The organism is Patiriisocius sp. 208BN25-11 (assembly GCF_058147145.1).
The window spans coordinates 92,630-117,301 of the sequence record NZ_JBYVJY010000009.1; the positions used below are offsets into that span (position 1 = coordinate 92,630).

General features: G+C 37.3%; 20 protein-coding genes and 2 tRNA genes. 17 read left to right on the forward strand and 5 right to left on the reverse strand.

Translation table 11 applies throughout. From position 1 onward, the window contains the following. Positions 1 to 627: 627 nt before the first annotated feature. Complete coding sequence (locus ACY2RS_RS11330; protein ID WP_490098769.1) at positions 628 to 984, forward strand: hypothetical protein; 357 nt, start codon at positions 628 to 630, stop codon at positions 982 to 984. A gap of 82 nt (positions 985 to 1,066) precedes the next feature. On the opposite strand, the gene katG is transcribed toward ACY2RS_RS11330, so the two are convergent. Further along, positions 1,067 to 3,256 (reverse strand): catalase/peroxidase HPI, encoded by a 2,190-nt coding sequence (gene katG / locus ACY2RS_RS11335; RefSeq protein WP_490098770.1) that lies wholly within the window; start codon positions 3,254 to 3,256, stop codon positions 1,067 to 1,069. A 201-nt stretch (positions 3,257 to 3,457) separates the two neighbouring features. On the opposite strand from katG, the gene ACY2RS_RS11340 reads away from it, so the two are divergent. Beyond that, positions 3,458 to 4,003, forward strand: coding sequence for a hypothetical protein (locus ACY2RS_RS11340; RefSeq protein ID WP_490098771.1), 546 nt, complete (start codon positions 3,458 to 3,460; stop codon positions 4,001 to 4,003). Here the strand turns inward: ACY2RS_RS11340 and ACY2RS_RS11345 are convergent. Beyond that, entirely contained in the window at positions 3,993 to 4,343 is a 351-nt protein-coding gene (locus tag ACY2RS_RS11345; RefSeq protein WP_490098772.1) for a hypothetical protein, read from the reverse strand. The two genes, ACY2RS_RS11340 and ACY2RS_RS11345, sit on opposite strands and share 11 nt — an antisense overlap. A gap of 268 nt (positions 4,344 to 4,611) precedes the next feature. Between ACY2RS_RS11345 and ACY2RS_RS11350 the strand changes: the two genes are divergently transcribed. Further along, positions 4,612 to 5,202, forward strand: coding sequence for a Maf family nucleotide pyrophosphatase (locus tag ACY2RS_RS11350; RefSeq protein ID WP_490098773.1), 591 nt, complete (start codon positions 4,612 to 4,614; stop codon positions 5,200 to 5,202). Positions 5,203 to 5,230: 28 nt separating this feature from the next. Beyond that, positions 5,231 to 6,148: a septum formation inhibitor Maf gene (locus ACY2RS_RS11355; RefSeq protein ID WP_490098774.1), complete on the forward strand. Its 918-nt coding sequence runs from the start codon at positions 5,231 to 5,233 to the stop codon at positions 6,146 to 6,148. Between the two features lie 37 nt (positions 6,149 to 6,185). Here the strand turns inward: ACY2RS_RS11355 and ACY2RS_RS11360 are convergent, their stop codons facing one another. Further along, positions 6,186 to 6,767 (reverse strand): fasciclin domain-containing protein, encoded by a 582-nt coding sequence (locus ACY2RS_RS11360; protein ID WP_490098775.1) that lies wholly within the window; start codon positions 6,765 to 6,767, stop codon positions 6,186 to 6,188. A gap of 141 nt (positions 6,768 to 6,908) precedes the next feature. Here ACY2RS_RS11360 and ACY2RS_RS11365 point away from each other — a divergent pair, with 141 nt between their 5' ends. From ACY2RS_RS11365 to ACY2RS_RS11380, 4 genes are read left to right on the forward strand one after another with little or no spacing between them, the layout of a single operon-like run. Beyond that, positions 6,909 to 7,625 carry a hypothetical protein gene (locus ACY2RS_RS11365; RefSeq protein WP_490098776.1) on the forward strand — a complete coding sequence of 239 codons (717 nt, stop codon included), beginning with the start codon at positions 6,909 to 6,911 and terminating at the stop codon, positions 7,623 to 7,625. Between the two features lie 4 nt (positions 7,626 to 7,629). After that, on the forward strand, positions 7,630 to 7,878 hold the full coding sequence (locus tag ACY2RS_RS11370) for a hypothetical protein (RefSeq protein WP_490098777.1): 249 nt from the start codon (positions 7,630 to 7,632) through the stop codon (positions 7,876 to 7,878). 12 nt (positions 7,879 to 7,890) lie between these two features. Next, positions 7,891 to 8,346: a GNAT family N-acetyltransferase gene (locus tag ACY2RS_RS11375; protein ID WP_490098778.1), complete on the forward strand. Its 456-nt coding sequence runs from the start codon at positions 7,891 to 7,893 to the stop codon at positions 8,344 to 8,346. Between the two features lie 59 nt (positions 8,347 to 8,405). Continuing rightward, on the forward strand, positions 8,406 to 10,937 hold the full coding sequence (locus ACY2RS_RS11380; RefSeq protein WP_490098779.1) for a T9SS type A sorting domain-containing protein: 2,532 nt from the start codon (positions 8,406 to 8,408) through the stop codon (positions 10,935 to 10,937). A 105-nt stretch (positions 10,938 to 11,042) separates the two neighbouring features. Here the strand turns inward: ACY2RS_RS11380 and ACY2RS_RS11385 are convergent, their stop codons facing one another. Next, positions 11,043 to 15,623 carry a M36 family metallopeptidase gene (locus ACY2RS_RS11385; protein WP_490098780.1) on the reverse strand — a complete coding sequence of 1,527 codons (4,581 nt, stop codon included), beginning with the start codon at positions 15,621 to 15,623 and terminating at the stop codon, positions 11,043 to 11,045. Positions 15,624 to 15,890: 267 nt separating this feature from the next. Between ACY2RS_RS11385 and ACY2RS_RS11390 the strand changes: the two genes are divergently transcribed. Next, positions 15,891 to 17,309, forward strand: coding sequence for an exonuclease domain-containing protein (locus ACY2RS_RS11390; RefSeq protein WP_490098781.1), 1,419 nt, complete (start codon positions 15,891 to 15,893; stop codon positions 17,307 to 17,309). Between the two features lie 9 nt (positions 17,310 to 17,318). Here ACY2RS_RS11390 and ACY2RS_RS11395 read toward each other — a convergent pair. Next, positions 17,319 to 17,393 (reverse strand) — tRNA-Pro (locus ACY2RS_RS11395). A 159-nt stretch (positions 17,394 to 17,552) separates the two neighbouring features. On the opposite strand from ACY2RS_RS11395, the gene ACY2RS_RS11400 reads away from it, so the two are divergent. From ACY2RS_RS11400 to ACY2RS_RS11435, 8 genes are all read left to right on the forward strand, one after another. Continuing rightward, positions 17,553 to 17,627 (forward strand) — tRNA-Pro (locus tag ACY2RS_RS11400). Positions 17,628 to 17,894: 267 nt separating this feature from the next. Then, positions 17,895 to 19,019, forward strand: coding sequence for a PQQ-dependent sugar dehydrogenase (locus ACY2RS_RS11405; protein WP_490098782.1), 1,125 nt, complete (start codon positions 17,895 to 17,897; stop codon positions 19,017 to 19,019). A gap of 1 nt (position 19,020) precedes the next feature. Further along, the gene (locus ACY2RS_RS11410) at positions 19,021 to 19,470 is read left to right on the forward strand and encodes a c-type cytochrome (protein ID WP_490098783.1); all 450 of its coding nucleotides are present in this window, start codon (positions 19,021 to 19,023) and stop codon (positions 19,468 to 19,470) included. Positions 19,471 to 19,528: 58 nt separating this feature from the next. Then, complete coding sequence (gene udk, locus ACY2RS_RS11415) at positions 19,529 to 20,134, forward strand: uridine kinase (RefSeq protein ID WP_490098784.1); 606 nt, start codon at positions 19,529 to 19,531, stop codon at positions 20,132 to 20,134. A 3-nt stretch (positions 20,135 to 20,137) separates the two neighbouring features. Beyond that, positions 20,138 to 20,458 (forward strand): FtsB family cell division protein, encoded by a 321-nt coding sequence (locus tag ACY2RS_RS11420; RefSeq protein WP_490098785.1) that lies wholly within the window; start codon positions 20,138 to 20,140, stop codon positions 20,456 to 20,458. A 23-nt stretch (positions 20,459 to 20,481) separates the two neighbouring features. Then, positions 20,482 to 21,825, forward strand: a complete 1,344-nt coding sequence (locus ACY2RS_RS11425) for a methylmalonyl-CoA mutase subunit beta (protein WP_490098786.1) — start codon at positions 20,482 to 20,484, stop codon at positions 21,823 to 21,825. Next, positions 21,818 to 23,956, forward strand: coding sequence for a methylmalonyl-CoA mutase (gene scpA, locus ACY2RS_RS11430; RefSeq protein WP_490098787.1), 2,139 nt, complete (start codon positions 21,818 to 21,820; stop codon positions 23,954 to 23,956). The genes ACY2RS_RS11425 and scpA overlap by 8 nt, the downstream gene beginning before the upstream one ends. A gap of 25 nt (positions 23,957 to 23,981) precedes the next feature. Further along, on the forward strand, positions 23,982 to 24,671 hold the full coding sequence (locus ACY2RS_RS11435; RefSeq protein WP_490098788.1) for an outer membrane beta-barrel protein: 690 nt from the start codon (positions 23,982 to 23,984) through the stop codon (positions 24,669 to 24,671). The last annotated feature ends 1 nt before the right edge of the window (position 24,672 follow it).

Sequence of the window (24,672 nt, forward strand, 5' to 3'; positions counted from 1 at the left end):
ATTACTGAGATACAATAGTTTACGTTTATTGAAATAACAACATAAATGCTTAGCATCAAAATCTATTCGTTGATATGCCTATAAATTTGGTTGAAAAACGTAAAATTTAGAAATCACTACGTAAATACAAACATGAAAAGTTATCAAAAACATAAGCACCTGACTATCAATTTGTAGGAAAATACATTCATGGTAAATTCCAATTTCATAGCAGCTTTCTATATTCTTGATTACTTTCTTCGGAAATTTTAGAAATTGATACTTCTGGTTTTTACCAAGCAACCTTTTTTGATTTTCTAACGTCTTTTAAAGTAGTAGTATTTCCAAAGTACACAAAAGCGATGTAACTATTAGTCTCATCGCTCGTTTTATGTTCATACTACCAAAATTAGAAATAATGACAGCCAATCATATATATGGTAGCGTAAGGATGGACTTATTTTATACGCATTACAAGATCTCATTGGAGAAGACAAATTAAACAGTGCTTTCAAAAAGTATATGACCGATGCGTCATTTAGGCCCGAAGCTCCTTTTACAACTACTACAGAATGGTATGACTGCATGAAAGAAGTAACACCAGACTCTTTACAATACTACTAAAAAGATAGTTTTAAGAACATCACATTGTATTCTAACAAAGTTAAAGAAGTAAGGTATACAAAACGTGATGATGGAACCTATGAAGTAACAATTGACATTGAAAGTGGCAAGAGTTATTTTGATGCAAATGGTAAGTTACTTGGAGCCCCCAAAGACACTAATTATCTTGATGTAGCCGTGTTTGGAGAAGACACCACAGATGAAGATGGCATTACTTCTAAAACGCCTATGTTTATAGAAAAACGTTGGATTACTCCTGGAGCATCATCCATTAAAATGATTGTAAACGAAGCACCCGTAAAAGCAGGAATTGATCCTTACAATAAAATGATAGATCGTCCTGATGATAATTTGATTACTGTAGAGGAAGCGGGAGAATGATGTAACATTTAAGAACTAAATAAAAAAAGGTGATTCGTTATGAATCACCTTTTCTATTTGTAGTAGTATTACTTCGGAAATATTATGCTAGATCAAAACGGTCTAGGTTCATTACTTTGCTCCAAGCGGCTACAAAATCTGCAACAAACTTATCTTTTGCATCATCTGAAGCATATACTTCGGCAATTGCTCTTAACTCTGTATTAGAACCAAAAATCAAATCGGCTCTTGTTCCTGTGTATTTTACACGTCCCGATCTACGGTCTGTTCCTTCAAACAAGCTATCGTCTGCATTCGTTGCTTTCCAAGTAGTTGCAAAATCTAGAATGTTTGTAAAGAAATCGTTACTTAGAGTTCCAACATTCTCTGTAAACACACCATGATTAGATCCATCATAGTTAGTCCCCAACACACGTAAACCACCAACAAGCACTGTCATTTCTGGTACTGTAAGTGTTAACAAATTGGCTCTATCTATTAATAATTCTTCGGCAGCCATTTTTAGGCCTGGCTTCAGGTAGTTTCTAAATCCGTCAGATAATGGCTCTAGATATCCAAAAGAGACAAGATCTGTTTGTTCTTGAGAAGCATCTCCCCTACCGCTTGTAAATGGTACGGTTACAGCATGCCCTGCATTTTTAGCTGCATGCTCTACACCAATATTTCCTCCAAGTACGATTAGATCTGCCATAGAAACTGTACCGCTAAAGCTACTTTGAATTCCTTCATATACAGAAAGTACAGAAGCCAAAGCCGCTGGGTTATTTACTTCCCAGTCTTTTTGTGGTGCTAGGCGAATACGCCCTCCATTAGCACCACCTCGCATATCAGATCCTCTGTATGTTGACGCCGAAGCCCAAGCTGTTGAAACTAATTGAGAAACACTCAGTCCAGATTCGCTAATTGCTTTTTTCAAAGTAGCAACATCTGCATCAGACAATGCAGTTCCTGCTGGAATTGGATCTTGCCAAATTAATTCTTCTTGAGGCACTTCTGGACCTAAATATCTATTTGATGGTCCCATGTCTCTGTGCGTAAGCTTGTACCAAGCCCTTGCAAAAGCATCTTCAAAAGCTTTGTGGTCTTTATGGAAACGCTTAGAAATTTCTAAGTAGGCTGGATCCATTTTTAGGGCCATATCTGCTGTGGTCATCATCAATGCTTGTGTTCCAGATGCATCGCCAGCCTTAGGTGCCATTCTTGCATTAGAAGCAGCTGTTGGCGTCCATTGGTGGGCTCCTGCTGGACTTTTTGTCAATTCCCAATCGTAGTTTAATAACACATCAAAATAATCGTGATCCCACTGTATAGGATTTGGTGTCCAAGCGCCTTCAATACCACTTGTAATGGTATCATCCAGTACTCCGGTTCCAAATGTATTTTTCCAACCTGTACTCATTTCCTCGATGGTAGCTCCTGCTGGTTCTGGTCCTACATATTTGTGAGGGTCTGCAGCACCATGTGCTTTACCAAAGGTATGTCCTCCTGCTACTAGCGCAACAGTTTCTTCATCATTCATGGCCATACGTCCAAACGTTTCTCTAATATCAACTCCAGAGGCAACAGGATCTGGATTTCCGTTAGGACCTTCTGGGTTTACGTATATAAGTCCCATGTGTACCGCTCCTAAATGTCCTTCCAGTGCTCCTTCGGCATAACGTTCTTCGTTTCCTAACCATTGGGTTTCAGATCCCCAGTAGATATCCTGTTCTGGTTCCCATACATCTTCTCTTCCACCTGAAAAACCAAAGGTTTCAAATCCCATAGATTCTAAGGCACAGTTTCCCGCTAGAATCATTAAATCTGCCCAAGAAATTTTGTTTCCGTACTTCTTTTTTACAGGCCATAATAATAAACGAGCCTTGTCTAAGTTTCCATTGTCTGGCCAGCTATTTAAAGGAGCAAATCGTTGTGTTCCAGAATTAGCGCCACCTCGTCCATCTCCAACTCTATAGGTTCCCGCACTGTGCCAAGCCATACGAATCATAAAAGGTCCGTAGTGCCCATAGTCTGCAGGCCACCAGTCTTGTGAATCTGTCATTGCATCAATAACATCTTGTTTTAAAGCAGCGTAATCTAAACTCTTAAAGGCAGCAGCATAGTCAAAATCATCTCCCATAGGATTTGATTTTTTAGCATTTTGACGTAGAATATTTAGTTTTAATTCGTTGGGCCACCAGTCTCTATTTCTTGTACCTGTACCGGCAGCATTTTTTTGTGTTCCTCCCATAAATGGGCATTGGCTTATATCGCCTCCTTTGTGATTATCCATTGTATATTTTTTTAAGTACGAGTTGTACCCAAAGTTAGAGAATTATATCGGCTACTTCTATTGGTTTATTATATAATATAACAACCCTAGTATCAAAAATATTTATACCAAAGCAATAGTGTCTGTATTTCTAATATTTCAGAAAAAAACTAGGCAACCTTTTTTAAAATAAAAGCGTCTTAGAAGTAAAACAACCTTTTTATGAAATTTCCGTGTACTCAAAAATCGAAAGTAATTATTACAGGTGGTATTACATTATTATTAGTGTTGCATCTTAGTTGGGATTACTTTCATGAAGGCATTCCAACACATTACATATTGCATGATGGTGATTTGCCTGGGTTTTCAAATCTGCTAGGACTTATTGTGCTTCCATTATTTTCATGGGTAGTACTTTCTAGGATTTGCAGAAGATTACAACAACTCACCAAAGAAAACAAGCAACACACTTTTAAAAATATAATCCTGCGCTTTTGTAGTGCTATTACATTAGGCATTCTTTTATCAGCTTTATACCTAATCTACCCAGACGGTACATTTTATCTTATGCTATCTTTATTTGCGATAGCATTCTTTAAAAAACTCTATTGGAGTGAATACCTTTTGGGTTTTATAATAGGTTCGGCATTTACTTTTGGTGTAATGATTCCTAGTATTGCTGGAACAATACTAATAGGCATTTATGCTTTATTGTACAATGTCCCTAGGTATGTAGTGAGTTTTTTAACTAAAAAAATTAAGGTATAAGATGTGCCTTTTCACGAGCATCACGCCTTGCTTTTCTCCGTGCTCTGCGGGCTGCTTTTCTTTCTGAATTAGGAATAAACAATGAAATGACCCAAGTAGTGCCATTTACTAAGGCAATCATAAAATAATGAGGGACTGCAAAAAAACCTTCAAATACATTTCCGAAGGTGTTTCCGTATTGTTCAGTGCAAGCGCGACCAATATACGATTTACGCCACCAATGTCGGGTAGCTTTTCCTTGCAAACCATCTTCTATCACCTCGACACCAGTGATGTACACACACTGTAAATGATCTATTGGTGTGCATTTATTTACAAGTTTAGCACCTCTAGTAAACATAGAAACCTCAGTACTATCATTAAGCTGTATCCTAGACTCTTGCTGTGCAAAAGCAGTAGCAAAAAAAAAACAATACCATAAATAATGTACTATAAAACTGTTTCATATACCCTTTATTTTGATAAGATACCATAACATTTAGTAGCTTTAAATACAATTCCTTACAAAATAAAAAAGTCTGATATCAAAACACCATTGTAAACCCTATAAAATTTCAGAAAAGAACAACATACATTTTCTATCTTTGAAGAACCAACACAAAGCAATTATGTTACGAGAACACCTTAGTGATTTTGAAATTATTTTAGCCTCTGGATCACCAAGAAGGCATCACTTTTTTAAAGAACTTGATATCTATTTTACTATCGATGTGAGAGAAATTGAAGAAATTTTTCCAACTCATTTAAAAGCATATGAGATTACCAACTACCTGGCGGAGTTAAAAGCAACAGCATTTCAAGACATCCAGGAAAAGCAAATCATAATTACCAGTGATACTATTGTTTGGAAAGATGACGAAGCTATTGGAAAACCAAAAGATCATGAGCATGCGGTGGCCATGTTAAAAAACTTAAGTGGTTCGGTACATGAAGTATATACCTCTGTGTGTTTTACTTCAAAAGAATATCAAAAAACGGTGTATGATTGCACGAAAGTGTATTTTAAAGAGATCACTATTGCTCAAATTGAATACTACTTAGAAACCTATAAACCCTACGACAAAGCTGGCAGTTATGGTATACAAGACTGGTTAGGCTATGTTGGTATTGAGAAAATTGAAGGATGTTTTTTTAATGTTATGGGCCTCCCTACCCGACTTGTTTACAAAACGTTAATGGAGCTATCAAGTTTAAAATAGTCTCGTATATTTACCTAAACTTTTTGCTATGAAACAATGTCTATTGGCTATTCTTCTAGCCTTACTATTAAGTAGTTGTACTCAAAATAAGAGCAATGATGTTGCTGCACTTTCTTCGGAAATGTTAGCAACTCACACTGCTTTAGAAAATGAAACCCCTAGAACCATTTCTGAAGCTTTTAAAAAATATTGGTATCAAGGTACTGCCGAAATAACTAGCTATAAACTCACACAATCTCGTTATGGAGAACTTAGAGAAGGAACTGCCGTTACTGTGTTTGTCACTGAAGACTTTGTTCCTAAAAAACAAGTGAAAGCAGATAGGCAAAATGCCAATAACATCCCAGTGCTTAAGCTCAATAAAACTAAAAAGTTTAACACGGGTATTTATCCGTATAGTATTATGACTAGTGTATTTAATCCTGTTCAAACGCAAGAACATGCTTTAAAAGTGAGCAATTCTGTGCAAGAATGGTGTGGTCAAACCTATATGCAGTTAAATAATAGAAAAAAGTTTGAAATTACAGGACACTCCTATTTTGAAAGCGAAGGTGATATTGAAATAAGCTTGAAAAAAACTTGGTTAGAAGACGAGTTATTTAATCTAATACGTTTACAGCCAGATGCACTGCCAACGGGTGACATTACCTTAGTTCCTGCCTTTGAAACAGTACGATTGGCTCATAAAGAAATAAAACCTTATAAAGCCATTGCAAGTTTAGAGAAAGGAAATAACCAAACCACTTATATTATTAGTTATCTCGATTTAAAAAGAAAACTTGAAATTCATTTTGACAACAATGTTCCTTACACTATAGAAAAATGGGAAGAAACGCATGCTAATGGTCAGGTTACAAAAGCAGTCAAAATGAAACGCATACAATCTGCTTATTGGGGGCAAAATAGCAATGCCTATCTATCGCTAAGAGATTCTTTAGGGTTGTAACTTCTGAAATATTAGTTGAATAGCTTATTGATAGAAATTACTCCTTAGGAATCGCAGTATCAAAAGCAAAGCCTTCTACTATGTGAAAGAACCCATTTTTATGGTAAAAATTGGTCTCTTTTAAAACTGCCGAATTTCCTTTATCGTCTGAAATAGAAATCTCTCCTCCGTTTTGTGTAGCCGATAACTTTGCGCCGTCTAAAGTGAAGAAATAAGCTGTACCTCCATTAAAGGAAATTGCCTTTTCTATGGAATTTTTATCCAACCTTCCTGGCACTGTATGAAATTTAACCATGTTTGCCACACGATTTGGATCGCCTAACAAAGCCTCACGAGCATCTTTATCTAAGGCAGAAAAAGAAGCATCGTTGGCTACAAAAACTGTAACCATTTCTTCTTTAGCAAGTGCAGTAGCAAGTGCTTCGTTTTTTAAAATTTCAGAAAGAAAAGAAAAAGAAGGGCTCTGTACTAAATTTTCTTGTAAGGTTTTTGTGGATGTAAAGGTAAGGCCTTGCCAGTTTTTGGTAACTTCTGTAGTGGAGAGGCTTTTATATTTTTGAGCAGATACTAAGGTGCTGCATACTACAAATGCAATGCATAAAATATGTCTTACTTTCATGGTGTATTTTTTTTAAAGATACATATAACAAACTATGTACCACAACGCAAAAAAATAGAGAATATTAATTTTACACGTTAAAAAATAGTAAAGCATTGCTTTTTTGGACTTTAGGTCGTATTTTTATGTAAAAATTGATAGATGTTACAAAAAACAAATATTGAAGAGGTTTTACAAAGGGTAAAGCAAAAGAGAACAACTACAGAAAGCATTTTGGCAGAGGTTCAAAAAATCTTTCAGGAAAACGAGATACAGAGAAATAGCATTCAAGAAACACTAGAAAATGGTGTGCCTGCAAGTGAAAATGTATTTAAGCTCGATGCATTAAACACAGCACAGATATATCACATTTCAGATATAAAAAAATTGTGTATTGATTACAGGCTACGCTTTTTAGATGCCAAGTATTTTAAGGGACCCTTTCCAGATGAAGCTATTTCAAAAATTAGACAGCTTGAACAAGAGCACGATACCACGTTAAAAGGATTTAAAATCGTAGCGCCTTCTAAGTTAATGAAACTAGAAAATGCAGACGACCCTTTGTTATTTGCTCCTATGGGCAACGATTATTATTACCTCATCCACAAATGGGGCAATGATTTACATCCCCTAAGAAAAGCATTGATGTGGCCTTACAAGTCTTTTGAAAATTTAGTATTCACCATACTTTTGCTTAGTATTTGCTTAACAGCTATTACGCCTTTGCATTTATTTTCTGCTGGAAATCCGAACCAAGAATATTTCTTATATTTCTTGTTTGTGTTTAAAGGAGTCGCTGGAATTGTTTTATATTACGGGTTCTCTAAAGGAAAAAATTTTAACAAAGCAATTTGGAGAAGTAAATATTATAACGCATAATATTATGGATAAAGATCAAGAAACGGTCCGTATATTTACAGGACCAGCCATGATTGGAAACGGATTGGTAGCAAGACTCAATGAAATAGGAATCTCCCCTATTGTAAGAGACGATCATCAAAGTGGTATTACGGGTGGTTTTTCTACTGGGGTTCCTAATCAGGTAAGATTATTTATTAGAAATGAAGAACTTGCAAAATCAAAAGATATGATTAATGAATACCTACAAGAAGTAGGCGAACCATTATTGTAAATTTCTTTTCCATTGAAAATTGTATCCTTTCACCAAGACTATGCCAACGCCTTTTATGAACTCAATATAGAATGGCTAGAAACTTATTTTTATGTAGAACCTTACGATAGGGAAGTCTTAAGTAAGCCTCAAGAATATATCATTACTCCCGGCGGACATATTTTCTTCGCCATAGAAAACAACACTGTGCTAGGTACTGTTGCATTACTTAAAAGAGGAGATGCGAAATTTGAACTCACTAAAATGGCAGTAGATACGCAACAACGTGGCAAAAAAATTGGGCAACAACTTATGCAACACTGCATTGATTTTGCCAAAGACCATCACTTTGAAGAGCTCTACCTCTATTCGAATACGATCTTAGAAAATGCCATTTATATCTACCGTAAATTTGGTTTTCAAGAAGTGCCAATCCCTAAGGACAATCCCTACAACCGCACGAATATTAGAATGGTGTATCCTTTATAACAGGTGCAATCATATACAGCCTTGTAATACAGGTAAATAAGCTGTATTTTTACCTTGCTATGAAAAAAATATATCTATCCGTACTTACTATGGTGATGGTACTACTTTCCTGTACTACAACACCAACAACAAAATCGAATGATAAAGAAGGTAACAAAGAGTACCCCGAAGAATGGATGTACTCACAAAGAGCCTATCCAGATAATATCATTAACACACAAGCCATTGCGCAAGGGCTAATTCAAACAAGAGCTATTCAACAAGCAAGAAGCAATGAAAGTGGTGGCGATTGGCAATTGGTGGGTCCGTTAAACACTGGTGGGCGTGTTACAGACATTGCACTAGACCCAACAAATGATGATACTTTCTTTGTAGGTACCTCTGTGGGTGGTGTCTTTAGAACCCAAGATGGTGGTGCTACCTGGAACCCAGTTTTTGATGTAGTAGGGCGTCCTTCTATTGGAAATATAGCCATTGCGCCTTCAGATCCTCAACGTATCTATGTTGGAACCGGAGAAGCCAACGGAAGTGCTACTTCAGGAGCCTTTTTTGGAGATGGCATGTACCGCTCTAATGATGGCGGCGACACCTGGCAACACATAGGTTTGCCAGAGAGTCAACATATTGGACGTATTGTTGTAGACCCCAATAACCCAGATCGTGTCTTTGTAGCTGCTACAGGAATACTATATGGTACCAACCAAGAAAGAGGTATCTATAGAACACTGGATGGTGGTGCTTCTTGGGAACGTGTTTTGTTTCTTACTGAAAGTACCGCAGCGATTGACCTTGTTATAAACCCAGAAAATCCAGAGGTCTTACATGCAGCACTTTGGGAACGTACCAGAGAGCCTTGGCAACGTGATTATGGCGGACTTACCTCTACCATTCATAGAACGACAAATGGCGGAGATACCTGGCAGCAATTAGGCGCTGCGAATGGACTTCCCGCGCCAGACGAACAAACAGGTCGTATTGGATTAGCTATTTCTGACTCCGATCCAAATACCCTGTACGCTCGATACACTACCAACGAAATTACAAACGAATTTAATGGTCTGTATAGATCTGTAGATAACGGCCTCAACTGGGGCTTGGTTACCTTAGAACCATTGCTTGAAGTAGACTCTAGGTTTGGTTGGTTCTTCGGAAATATTAGAGTACACCCAACAAATCCGAATGAAGTCTATGTTTTAGGCCAACGCTTATTTAAAACTGAAACAAGTGGAATTGGTTGGGAAGAAATTTTTGGAATGCATGTAGACTATCACGCTATGGAATTTTCAAAAAATAATAGCGATTTTATATTGGTAGGGAGCGATGGCGGACTCTATGCATCAAACAATAATGGAGCTTCCTGGGAAAAATTCAATAACCTTCCCATAACTCAGTTTTACAATATAGAAGTAGACCAACAAAACCCTGAGCGTTTGTATGGAGGAACCCAAGATAACAACACGATAAGGACACTAGACGCAGGAACAAATAGCTGGGAATCTATTTGGGGAGGCGATGGTTTTCATGTCAATGTAGATCCTGTAGACAATAATTTTATCTACGTAGAATTCCAATTTGGTGGCTTAGGGCGCTCTATTGATGGTGGCGAAACCTTTGAAAGCGCAAGAGAAGGAATTGATACTGAAGATAGAAGAAATTGGAACTCTCCTGTTATTATATCACCGTTCAATTCTCAAAAAGTGTATTATGGATCCAATAAACTCTATATTTCAGATCGCTCAGAGTTTTGGACTCCTATTAGTCCAGATTTAACAGGTGGGCAACACCCAAGTGGCTCTTTTTCTTACGGAACACTAACTGCCATTGCTCCATCGCATAATAACTTAAATACAATTTATACAGGGAGTGATGATGGATTTGTACAGGTTACTTTTGATGCTGGTGAAACATGGACCAACATTAGCGATGGATTACCAAATAGATATGTTACTTCCATTGCCATATCACCAAGTGATGATCAAGTGGCCTATGTTACTTTTTCTGGATTTACAGCTTCAGATTTTACACCGCATGTATTTAAAACAGAAAATGGCGGACAAACTTGGACAGACATTTCAGCAAACTTGCCTAGCATTCCTGTAAATGATATTATCATAAATAGTAACGAGAGAATACTATTTTTGGCCACAGACATGGGCGTATGGTATAGCATCACCGATGGGGATACATGGGAATTGCTAGGAAACAACCTACCCATAACCATTGTACGTGATCTAAAACTTCACGAACCAACGAGTACCTTATTTGCGGGAACATTTGGTCGTTCTATGCACAGTATTGATATTAGCGGTATTGAAAGTTTAGGTGTAAGCACAAATGAACTTGACATCCTATCATGGAAGGTATTTCCTAATCCTGCTTCAACGGTTTTCACTTTATCACATTCGTATTTTGGTCAGGGTGAGATTACTCTGTACGATGCGCTAGGAAAAAAAGTAAAAACAATCTACACTGGTACACTAGAAAACTCTCAAAACAAAACATTCAATATAAGCGACATTGCAAGTGGTCTTTATTTTATAGGTATTTCTCAATCTGGAATAACAAGCAACAAACGTATCATTGTTCAGTAATTCTGAAATTTTAAACACCTAAATAATAGTAGCTTTTTTACATTTCAGTAAGCACCACAAAAAAAGCCCTTCCGTATAGAAGGGCTCTTTAGATATAAAATTGTATTATTCTTTAATAAGTTGCTTCACTAAAGTACCATTAGCGGTTTTAATTTGGATCATGTATGTAGCGTTTTGAAATGTTGAAATATCAACTATTACATTATTACTACTGTTGTTTTGTACGAGTATTGTACGTCCTAAAACATCGCTAATTACAATACTTTCTAACACTGTATTTGGTGATACAACAGTAAAGCTTGTGCTTACAGGGTTAGGGAACAAACGCACATTGTCTAAAGCTACATCATTGGTGTTCAACTCAACTTCATTTTCAAACAGAAGCGTGAATCTTGCATCGAAGGTTCCTTTATTACTTGTAAATGTGTAGTCTGTCTCTGAAAGATTGGTTACAACACCTGTATAATTATCTTTTAAATACACAGTAGCAGCTTCTAACTGTAATCCTTGAAGATTTGCTATAGAAATAGTGTAAGGCGCATCAGCCTTATCTATTTGCGTTGAGAAACCAAGTAATACTTCAATATCTGTTTCAAATACCTCACGTCCTTGAATGGCCAAAGCTTCACTTCCATCAATTAAATGAGAATAGATAGAAACGGGTACTCCTACTCTTCTACTATCGTATTTTGCATCAAAATCACGAGTAGCATCTGCTGTAAAACCAACCAATGTAGTACTCTGTAATTCATAGTCGTTACTAGCAATTGCTAACCAAATACGATCTATAGTTTCTGGACTACGTAATGTATTGTTGTTACCTGTTATACGCATTGCGTTATTGAAGGTCGCAGTAAATGCACTACCATTAGACTTTACACCAAAACCTTGACCCGTCGAAATTGAAAAGTCACCAGGTCCTGCAGCTGTAGCACTTCCGGTTGATGCAGGATTAAAGCCTAAGCTATTAAAAATTGAGATATCTGCCATGGTAAAGTTAGCACTATTAGCACCTGGGAATGTACTATTTGGCAATGTATTATGCTCCCAGAAATATAACTCGTCAATAGCTCCATTTGCAGCATCGTTTATAAACGCATTGGCAGAGATAGCCGATGCATACGGATTAGAAATAAAACTCGGGCTTGCATTTTTGTTTTCTGAAGCAGTTCCTGTTCCTGTTCCTGTTGTATTATAATTAAGGGCATATGTTACAACACCACTATTTAAAGTTCCATCTTCATAACGAATGTTATAGGTCTGATTTCCATCTAGTAATGAAGCTTGTGGCCAAACTAAATATCCCTCTCCAGGCGTAAAAGTTCCTGAGAAATTTGCAAAATCATTGTTGTCTTCATCTACAAAGTTACTTCCACCTGGAAATTCTAACTGCACATCTGGGTGTGGTCGGAAACTAGTGGTAGTATGTGCTAATGTTCTAAAAATTGGGTTATCAAGACCCTCAGGTGTGTCTGTCGTCATTGGGTTTCCTAGCACCATAAAGTCTCTTGGCTTCAATGTTGGTGTTGTTACATGAACCTGAATAGTTCCATTATTTGTTGTAATAGCATCTTCAGCTACTTGCACAACGCTACCTTGATGTTCAACGATTAAAGTGCCATCTACTGTAATATTTCCGTCGATATTCATAAACTCACCAGCTCCAACAGTCACTATGCTCGTACTACTAACCTCACAAGAACAAGCATCTATATTTGCAGTCGAAGTATTATAATTTGATGTAAATATTGCTTTTTTACCCATATCTGGTATCCCATTCGACCAAGAACCATTGTATGTTGTAGTCTCTCCTACTACGTTAACTATAGCGCTACAAGAAGATACGCCACCATTTCCATCATCTAGTGTAATGGTCACTTCATTTTCTCCTATATCCCTGCAGGTAAAGTTTGATTTACTAAAGGAAGCAGTAACCGTATTTCCACAATTTTCACTTAAATTATTTGTTCTTTCTGGTATAAAGGCAACATAATCATTGGTAATATTAAAATTAACACCGTTTCTACCTGGCACAGTCACTGCAGCAGTACCTGTAGCGTTTTCAATCCCCTGTGTAGAACCTGTTGTACCTGTCATTTCTGTGGTATGTATTTCTATTTTATTCGAATTTTCAAATAACTGAACTTGAACTGTAGCACGGTTTGCTGAAGGGTTTCCTGCATCTCCAAAATTATACAAAGGAACATCTATCATATTTACCACCAACTTCCTATTAGGAGCAGTGCCTACGGTTTCATAATTTACAGTTCCAGCTAATTGCGGGCTGTAATCATTCCATAAAAAAGAGATTTGATTATTTGGTGCTCCTGATGCTGGAAGTGCAACTGGTGTCCAAGAAGCTGACCCAGTAGTTCCACTATTATCAAATGATAAAAAGCCATTTGATTGTAATCTAAAATTAGAAAACGTATTTCCATAAAAATCAAAATCAAATCCAATTGGAAGTGATGTTGACGGACCATCTTCGACCAATGTAATAGCAGTAGCTCCTGTGAGAATCTCTGGAGCAAATGTACCACTTTGGTCTAATGTATAAGTTGTAGAATCTACAAGAACATTTTCAATCAAATCCATATTTTGGATGCTTGCATTTCCTGTACCATCTAGCGTTACAGTAACATCTTGACAAAATAATACTGGCATTCCCGTTTTTACTTCAACTTCTTGGGTATACATGCTGTCTCCTCCACAAATATCACTCACAGTATAGGTAATGGATGCAACTCCTGTTCCTGCTGCTGCTGGATCAAAATCAAATGATCCACCGTTATCAGTAACTCCAGGGCCAGAATATGTTCCTCCTGCTGGAGATCCGCCTGTCAAACCTGTAAGCACTCCTTCTGAAATACAAGACTCTGCAATACTTGCAGTAAAAGAACCTGTTCCTGGGGGCATATCAAATGCTTCAACACCATCTGTTGCACTTGTTGTACTACCTTGAGAAGCACTAAATCCTAATCCTCTTCTTGCAAAAGATTCCCATATTAAACAAAAATTTGCGCCACCATACATAGCTTGATCTGCTGCAAGTATAGCATCACGGCCATCTACAAAACCTGGACTACAAGGCTGTAACTTCATTCCTTCAGTAACTAATGCAAATGCAATGTTATTTCCACCTGTACCCGTATAAAAATCTGGATCAAAACCATAGGCATCAACAAGATCTATTGTCAAATCGTAAATCATAGTAGCCCAAATAGACCCTAATGCATGTGGACTTCCTGTGGAAGCAGTAGCTGGAACATCACCATATGTTTGTGGGTTTACAGCCATGTCGTGAGAATAAGGAAAAGCTCTAATTCCAGGTCCATTTGCGCCATTTCCTACTAAATAATTACCAATACCTCTTGGAGTATTTAAATTTTCAGCAGTCATTGTAAACAAGAATCCATAAATATCTCCCCAGCCTTCGCCCATTTGCTCACCATTAAACAAACAGTTGGTGTTTCCGCCACCTCCAGTGAGTCTGTTAGAAATACCATGTCCAAATTCATGTGCTATCACACCATTATCATAATCACCATCCCTATTGCCACAAGTAAACATTTGCATGGTAGGGTTAAAACCATCTGGAGGAGTTCCAAAGTTGGCGTTACAAGTTCCAGAACCATCCTGTGCTTCAGAAAAAACCTCATCTCCGCCAGAACCGCCATTGCCATAATTGTTTACCTGAAAATTACCAGAAGCCTCATCAAAACCGTATACATATAAAACATCATGTAAAATATTGGTCCAATAAAATAAGTTTGTCACCGCAGCATCCTCAGACTGGTCTGTTGCACTATAGACTGGGTTAAAAGGGAAATCAAAATTTAAAGCAGTTCCTCCATCTGCATAGGCAGCGTTGTTAGAAGCACTATTGGTATTGTTACTATCATCATAAGCACTTACATTATTTCCTCTAGTTGTGGTAAATTCAGCTCCAGCAACACCGTTGGTATCATGCCATCCAAAAGGAGATGCTGTTGCATTTGCAGGGTTAGTTACAATTGCTCTATTACCATGTATTGGAGATTCTATTGGCATAGGAAAAACGTTATACGTTCCATCCATCATTGTCTCCTCTAAAGGACCATAAAAATTAGCTGCCGTATTATCAGCTGTGTCGGTATGCGCTGTATCATGAGCGTGTTCCTCATGATTGCCTTCAAAACTGCATGAAGTCATCCAATCTATTTTCTTGACAATTGCACCCGTAGATGCGTTTACAAAGAAATTATAAATATGATCTCCTGAATGTTCCCATATTGCAAACTCCCAAATAGGAATCAGCCTTGTATCTTTACTAAAGTAATATGCTTTTTTAATTGCAATATCTCTTTTTGAAACAGAAGGAGATGCAAAGGTTCTAGTATTTGATTTGGTATCATTAGAAACTTCAGAAAGATTCGATACACTACCGTATTGCATTTGCTGCGCTACTTCCGAAATTGCCTGAGCATCAGAAATAGTATGACTTTGCGACATTGCATACGAAGCAATATTTGGCACAAAATTATCATGCGCTGTTAGAAGCTCTCCAGTCGCTGTAGTATGTGTACTAGACTCTGTTCCTAGTACCTCCAAGCCATTGAATACCTGTCTTGTATAGGTGTGCTTTATACCACTAATAGAACTCACATGAGATGCAGTGATTACAAAATTTTCAGATGAAGAACTCATATTCTTCTGTTGGGAAAAACCAATAGAAGTAGACGCTAAAAAAGTTAAAAGCGCGATTCTTTTTTTAAGAGTAGTATTAGGGAAAATCATACGTTTGTTATTACAATTAATTACAAAAAGCCCAAATATAACATTTAAACTGATTTTATCTACGTTTTATCGATAGATAAATACATAATGTTATCAACATTTTTTTTAAGTGTCAGGACAAATTCCTTTTCTTCGGAAATATTCCAAAACGAAAAATATTTATGTATTTTTACCAGTATGGATATCGCTATAGAAAACAAAACATTTGCCATCATTGATGTTGAAACTACCGGAGGGGTTTCTAATGGGCGTATGACTGAAGTATGCATCATACTCATCAAAAATGGAGAAACCATTGGGAAATACACTTCTCTTGTTAACCCGCAATGCTTTATTCCACAGCAAATTACTGCATTAACAGGTATTGATAATGAACTTGTAGCTACAGCTCCAACCTTTGCTGATATAGCACAAGAAATCGATATGTTTACTAAAGACTGCATTTTTGTAGCCCACAATGTAAACTTCGATTTTGGTTTCTTTAAAAAAGAGTTTGCTGCCCTTGGTATTTCGTATTCAAGAAAAAAGTTGTGCACCGTGAGGCTTTCTAGAAAATTGTTACCCGGTCTTCCCTCCTATAGTCTTGGTAGATTAACAAGAGCTGTAGGTATAGAACTCAAAGGAGCGCACAGAGCCGAAGCTGATACCGTTGCTACGGCTAGCCTTTTTAAAATGTTATTAAAAAAAGATGCCGTTTCTGGGTATGAAACTATATTAAAGTCCTTACATGGAGCTTCAAAAGAAGGAACACTGCCACCTCACTTACCGGCTAGTCATGTGTTTGGGTTACCAGAAACTCCAGGTATTTATTTATTTAAAAATCAAGCGCAAAAAGTAATTTATGCTGGAAAAGCTAAAAACATAAAATCGAGAGTGCTATCGCATCTGTATTCTAAAGTTTCCAAAGAAATTGCACTCGCACAAGAAACCTATCACATCGATTTTGAAGAAACTGGTAACGAACTAACAGCACTCTTGTTAGAATCGCATTACATTCAAGCACACTACCCCAAGTTTAATAAGGCGCAAAAAAGACCTACTACATCCTATCAAATTATTCAATACACCAATAGAAAAGGAATCATTCAACTTGCCATTGGAAAAACCAAAGCAACTACAAATACAATAGCAACGCTTTACAGCAATGCCCTTGCCATTGATAAACTAACTCAATTATGTGCAGAGTTTGAACTCTGTCCAAAATTTTGCTCCTTACAAACAAATGTAATTACCTGCTCTCATTATAAAATTCAATATTGCAAAGGCATTTGCAGTGACAACGAATCTATTGAAGACTATAATGCCAGAGTAACAAAAGCCATCAAAGCATTTGAAAATGAACGAGAAAGCTATATTATTAAGGGAAAAGGAAGAACCCAAGAGGAAAACACCATTGTCCTAGTTGAAAATGGAAGCTACCAAGGTTTTGGATTTATAGATAGCTCAGAAACCGTCTGTACTTTCGAAGATTTTTCAAATCATATCAAACGTTATAAGAGCACGTTTCATACTACCAAAATTTTACAAGCATATCATAAAAAGCAAGGCACAAAAGGTATAATTGCTGTAAAAGAAAAAAAGCTTAGTGTACACTAAGCTTTTTTGTCGGGGTGGCAGGATTCGAACCTGCGGCCTCCACGTCCCAAACGTGGCGCGATAACCGGGCTACGCTACACCCCGAAACTATTTTTCTGAAACCTATAATTTCGGATTGCAAAACTAATACTTTATATAGGTTATGCAACGCTATTTTTAATTTTTTTTATCTTATCAATACTAAGATTTTATTATTTTCGCTTTTCCAAAAAGAACGCATCTTTTTAAGATGCATTACTATATCGGGATGTGGCGCAGTCCGGTTAGCGTACATGGCTGGGGGTCATGTGGTCGCAGGTTCAAATCCTGTCATCCCGACAAAAGTCAATCTCATTTTGAGATTGACTTTTTTTATGGAATAACATTGCATTCTATCGAAAATATCATGTTCCTGAGCGAAAACCTATGTTTCAAAAAGTCTCACTTGGCTTTATATTACAAAAAACTATATAGCTTTATAGTAGGTCAGAGACCCTAATATCCCCCGCGATATACGTGGGTAGACTTTACTTATGTATATAGCCTTGATGCCTAGCATTGAGGCTTTTTTATTTTATGCTTGGTTTTGTATCTTTAAAAGAAAAAATGATGCGTCTTTTTATTATCTCATTCCTCTTTCTTCTCAATGCATCCTGCAAGAATGAACAACCCAAAGAAACCATAGCCATCAACACCGAAACCACTAGAAATTACAAAACAGTGCGCGTGGTTGATAATTTGAGTAATCCCTGGGGTATGACATGGCTTCCAAATGGGGCAATTCTCATTACTGAAAAAAGTGGAACCCTGCTACACATTTACAATAACACAAAAACCGAAATTAAAAATGTGCCCGAGGTCTATAATAGAGGGCAAGGTGGATTGCTAGATATTACATTACATCCTAATTATTCAAAAAATGGTTGGATCTATATCACCTACTCAAGTACCGAAGGAGAAGGCAAAGGTGGCAATACCAAACTCATTCGTTGTAAACTTAATGATGCATTAGAACTTACCAACATAGAACCTCTCTACAAAGCAGGTCCAAACACAACCAAAGGGCAACATTTTGGATCTAGAATTGCTTTTGATGCGCAAAACCATATCTATTTCTCTGTAGGAGATCGCGGCAATCGTGATGAAAATCCACAAGATATTACTCGAGATGGTGGTAAAATTTACAGACTAAACGATAACGGTAGCATTCCTGAAGACAATCCTTTTGTTGGCATTTCAAATGCGAAAGAAGCTATTTTTACCTTCGGAAATAGGAACCCTCAAGGTATGGCTATCCATCCCACTACTGGCGAAGTCTGGATACATGAACACGGCCCCAAAGGCGGTGATGAAATTAACATTGTAAAAAAAGGAATGAATTATGGTTGGCCAGTGATAAGCTATGGTGTTAATTACAGCGGTTCAAAATTTACAGAAATTACCGAAAAAGAAGGCATGGAACAACCCATCCATTATTGGACTCCCTCCATAGCTCCCTGCGGAATGGACTTTATAAAAGGCGATACATACCCAGATTGGAAAGGACAACTGCTTGTAGGTTCGTTAAAATTTAACTATGTTGAACTTCTAAAATTTCAGAATAACAAACTCGTGAAAAGAGAAAAAATTGCCGAAGATATTGGTCGCGTTCGTAATATAAAACAAGGACCCGATGGCTATATCTATATTGCCGTTGAAGGCGATGGAATTTATAAAATCATACCCGAATAACATGATAAAAACAATATATACCATAGCATTGGCTATGCTAGTACTTGCCTGCAACAATAAAGAGAGAAAAAAGGATGTCACAGAACCCATTGGCGCCAAAAAAGAGCTCACTCAAACACCCTTAGCGTTAAGTATAGAACGAGGCGCGGAGGTCTACGAAAATTTTTGTCTACAATGCCACAGAGCCAACGGAAAAGGAGTGGCAAAAAACTTCCCTCCTCTTGCAGGCTCCAATTGGCTTACAGAAAAAAGAACCGAAAGTATTCATTCTGTAAAATATGGCCTAAAAGGAGAAATCACTGTAAATGGCGAAGTGTATAATAACGTAATGACACCGCTAGGTTTGAGTAATGAAGAAATAGCAGATGTGATGAACTACACCATGAATTCTTGGGGAAACACCCAAAAAGAAATGATTACCGAAGAAGAAGTAGCAAGTGTTAAAAAGTAATACAGTAGAGCCACTAATAGCTTCACAAAAAATGTACTTTTGTAAAAAGAAATAATCTATGCTTATAATTGGTATTGCAGGCGGAACGGGGTGCGGAAAAACAACGGTAGTAGCACAAATCATTGCCCAACTTCCCGCAGATGAAGTATGTGTGATTTCACAAGATTCTTATTATAAAGACACCAGTCACTTACGTTATGATGAACGTGTAGCAATTAACTTTGACCATCCAAATTCTATCGATTTTGAATTGTTATTAGAACACTTAACTGCATTAAGAAATGGAGATGCGTTTGAACAACCTGTATATTCTTTTGTTGAACATAACCGAACTGGCGAAACCATTACAACACATCCAAAAAAAGTAGTGATTGTAGAGGGTATTTTAATTCTTACACAACCCGAAATTAGAGACATGTTTGATGTGAAAGTCTTTGTACATGCGGATAGTGATGAGCGCTTAATACGCAGGTTAAAACGTGATATTGCAGAGCGTGGAAGAGATATAGACGAGGTATTATCTCGATATCAAACCACCTTAAAACCGATGCATCAACAATTTATAGAACCCACCAAAGAATTTGCAGATATCATTATACCTACCAACAAATACAACACGGTTGCCGTAGATTTAATTAGAACCATTATCGCCGAACGATTATAACATATGTCTAAAATTTCAGAAATAAAACAACGCAAATGGTTTAAGTGGCTGGGTAATAAATATGTATTTATTATCGTGCTCTTTTTGGCGTGGATGTTTTTTTTTGATGCCAACAACTATTTCTTTCACAAAGAACTTAGTGATGATATAGATGCGCTGGAAGAAAACAAAGAATTTTACAAAGGAGAGATAGAAAAAGATCGTGCTTTTATTGAAAAAATGAAAGACAGCACAGAAATGGAGCGTTTTGCAAGAGAGAAATACTATCTCAAAAAAGAAAACGAAGACATTTATATCATCGAAAACCAAGACAGTTTAAAATAGTTTTATTCTAGAGAACACAACCTATGAAAAAACAGTTGTTGACAGATTTTGATCCTGTTTCTGCAAAAGCGTGGAAGCAAAAAATACAGGCAGATCTCAAAGGTGCCGACTATAACGAAACACTCGTTAGCAAAACACTAGAAGGTATTCATATCAAGCCTTTTTATCATAGTGACGATGCTATTCCTAGCCCAATAATCCCAGGAAATCCGTCACATTGGAATATCACGCAAGCTATATTTATAGATGATGCTTCTATAGCAAACAACATTGCCATTGATGCTTTATCACGAGGTGCTGAGGCTATTTTGTTTACTTCGGAAACTTCCTTTGATACAACTATTGTGTTTAAAGATTTCCCTTTCGAACAAGCCGATATTTATTTTGAATTTTCCTTTTTAGACTTAGATTTTTTCTACAAGCTTTCAACATACCTGAAACAACAAAAAGTAAGGTTCTATCTCAATGTAGATCCTATTGGTCATGTTGGAAAAACAGGAAATTGGTTTCAAAACCAACAAGAAGATTTAAAAGCGATTCAAACTTTTAACGATGCTCCAAACACCATAGCAGTAGACACCAGTAACTATCAAAATGCAGGAGCAACTATGGTGCAGCAATTGGCCTATGCCCTAGCCCACGCCAATGAATATTTGAATCAGCAACCCATAGAAAATATAACTTTTAAAGTAGCCGTTGGTACGCATTACTTTTTTGAAATTGCCAAGCAAAGAGCACTAAGATTGCTCTATGCCTCTTTAGCCAAAGAATACGGCTATAAAGAAGAGTGTCATATAATAGCGCAACCGTCAACCAGAAATAAAACACTATACGATTACAATATAAACATGCTTAGAAGCACTACCGAAGCGATGTCGGCTGTACTAGGAGGTGCCAATGCAGTATGCAATTTACCTTATGACGCCTTGTACCATAAGAGCAATGAATTTGGAGAACGTATTTCTAGAAACCAATTGCTGGTGTTAAAAGCAGAAAGCTATTTTGATGTGGTGTCTAATCCTGCAGATGGAACCTATTATATAGAGAGCATCACACAAGAATTAGCCGAAAAAGCCTTAGCCCTATTCAAACAAATTGAAGCAGGTGGCGGATTTATAAAACAATTGCAAGAAGGAACTATTCAAAAGAAAATAAAAGAAAGTGCAGCCAAAGAACAAGCCCTTTTTGATGATGGTAGCATTACATTGCTTGGAACAAATAAACATCCAAATGAAAATGATAGGATGAAAGATACTTTAGAATTGTTTCCATTTGTAAAACATAAGCCAAGAAAAACAATCATGCAGCCCATAATAGCAAAAAGATTGGCAGAAGCAATAGAACAAGAAAGATTGAGTCATGAGTAGAAAAGATATATCAAACATATCCTTGCACAATGACGAGGAAATTTCAGAAGTCAACAAGAAAGCTACGAGCTATCGTACTGCCGAAGATATTGATGTAAAGAACCGGTATTCGAAAGAGGATATTTCAAACCTACAACATCTAGACTTTGTAGCGGGCATTGCTCCAAATTTAAGAGGTCCATACTCAACTATGTATGTTAGAAGGCCTTGGACGATACGCCAATACGCAGGCTTTTCTACTGCCGAAGAGAGCAACGCTTTTTACCGTAGAAACCTTGCAGCGGGTCAAAAAGGACTTTCGGTTGCTTTTGATTTAGCAACCCATAGAGGGTATGACAGCGATCATGAACGTGTGGTAGGTGATGTTGGAAAAGCTGGTGTAGCCATAGACAGTGTAGAGGACATGAAAATTTTGTTTGACCAAATACCCTTGGACAAAATGAGTGTTTCTATGACAATGAACGGTGCGGTATTACCCATTATGGCATTTTACATTGTCGCTGCCGAAGAACAAGGCGTGGCACCGGCAGATCTTGCCGGAACCATCCAAAACGATATTTTAAAGGAGTTCATGGTGCGTAATACTTACATTTACCCTCCTACACCTTCTATGAAAATTATCAGCGATATTTTTCAATATACATCGCAGCACATGCCTAAATTTAATAGTATTTCTATTTCTGGGTATCATATGCAAGAAGCGGGTGCAACCTGTGATATCGAGCTAGCATACACCTTAGCCGATGGGTTAGAATACATTAGAAAAGGATTGGCAGCAGGTATGGACATCGACACCTTTGCGCCGCGTCTTTCTTTCTTTTGGGCAATTGGGATGAATCATTTCATGGAGATTGCCAAAATGAGAGCCGCCAGAATGCTATGGGCAAAATTGGTGAAACAATTCAACCCTAAGAACCCAAAATCATTGGCTTTACGAACGCATTGTCAAACAAGTGGTTGGAGTTTAACAGAACAAGATCCGTTTAACAATGTAGCTAGAACTTGTATAGAAGCGGCCGCGGCTGCTTTTGGAGGTACGCAGTCGTTACACACCAATGCCCTAGATGAAGCCATTGCATTGCCAACAGATTTTAGTGCCCGAATTGCTAGAAATACACAAATCTATCTTCAAGAAGAAACACACATTACAAAAACAGTAGATCCGTGGGCTGGAAGTTATTACGTAGAAAGCCTTACAAATGATATTGCTAACAAAGCTTGGTCGCTTATCGAAGAAGTTGAAGAACTTGGAGGGATGACCAAAGCCATTGAAGCTGGAATTCCAAAATTACGAATTGAAGAAGCCGCAGCAAGAAAACAAGCACGTATTGACAGCGGACAAGATATTATAGTGGGTGTCAACAAATACCGACTTGAAAAGGAAGATCCGCTGCAAATTCTTGATGTAGATAACGAGATGGTTCGAAATGCGCAACTAGAACGTTTGGCTCAAATTAAAAGTAGTAGAGACAACGCGGCAGTAGCATCTTGCTTAAAAGCCTTAACAAATGCAGCAGCAACGGGTGAAGAAAATTTACTAGCTTTGGCAGTAGCTGCAGCTAAAGAAAGAGCTACTTTAGGTGAAATTAGTGATGCCTTAGAAGCATCATTTGGCAGATACAAGGCTCAAATTAAATCATTTAGTGGCGTGTATAGTAAAGAAATAAAGAAAGATCCGTCGTTTGCAAAAGCTAGAGAACTCGCAGATCAATTTGCAGAGTTAGAAGGTCGTAGGCCCAGAATTATGATTGCCAAGATGGGGCAAGATGGTCATGATCGCGGCGCTAAAGTAGTAGCTACAGGCTATGCCGATGTTGGCTTCGATGTAGATATTGGCCCCTTATTTCAAACACCAAAAGAAGCTGCACAGCAAGCCATAGAGAACGACGTACACATCTTAGGCGTATCCTCCCTAGCAGCGGGACATAAAACATTAGTGCCACAGGTAATTTCAGAAATGAAAAAACTAGGGCGTGAAGATATTATGGTCATTGTAGGAGGTGTGATACCTGCACAAGATTATCAATTTTTATTTGACACCGGAGCAGTAGCTGTATATGGTCCTGGTACCCGTATTAGTGACGCCGCTATAGAGATGCTTGAAATTTTAATAGACTCTATCGAAGAGTAACTTAACCCAAAATAAACCACAATTTATGAAGTATACCATACTGGTAGTATTCGCATGTATCTCATTACAAGTATTTTCTCAAAATGACAAAGACACCGATCAAAGAACCCTATTTAGTGTTGTTGCTGGTGCAAATCTTTCTAAAGTAGCGGAAACAGATTATTTCCCACAATCCTCAGACCAGAATCTGGGGTACTCTCTAGGAATACATTATACTATTTTTCCTGACTATGAATATTCAAATTTGCTTTATAGATTTGGTTTAGAATATACCCAAGAATCTGCAAAATCTGATAGAGTTTTTAACTATCAAAATCAAAACGTGACCAGTGATTTAAATTCCTCTTTATTAAATTTAAATGCTTTTGTTGGGTATCGTTTTAGTACCGATGCAAAAATTGACGCCTATTTGGGTGGTGGATTTGGAGCACAAACCTTGTTAAACAAAACAGAAGATGCCTATCGATTTGTTAGAGAAGACGGTAGTTCTTTTCAGGTATTTGATCCAGAAGGAAATGGTGTTCCCATTCGATATGAAGATGGCGCGCCACAATTTTTCTTAGGATTTATTCTGGAAAGTGGAGCATATTTCAGTATTCAAGAAAAATTGGCCAGCGTAGCGCTAGGAGTAAATTTTAGTTCAGATATTGAATTTTCAAGAAAGGTGCTTCAAAAAAACATCTTTTACTTAAAAGTTGGGTACGAAATTTTTTAAT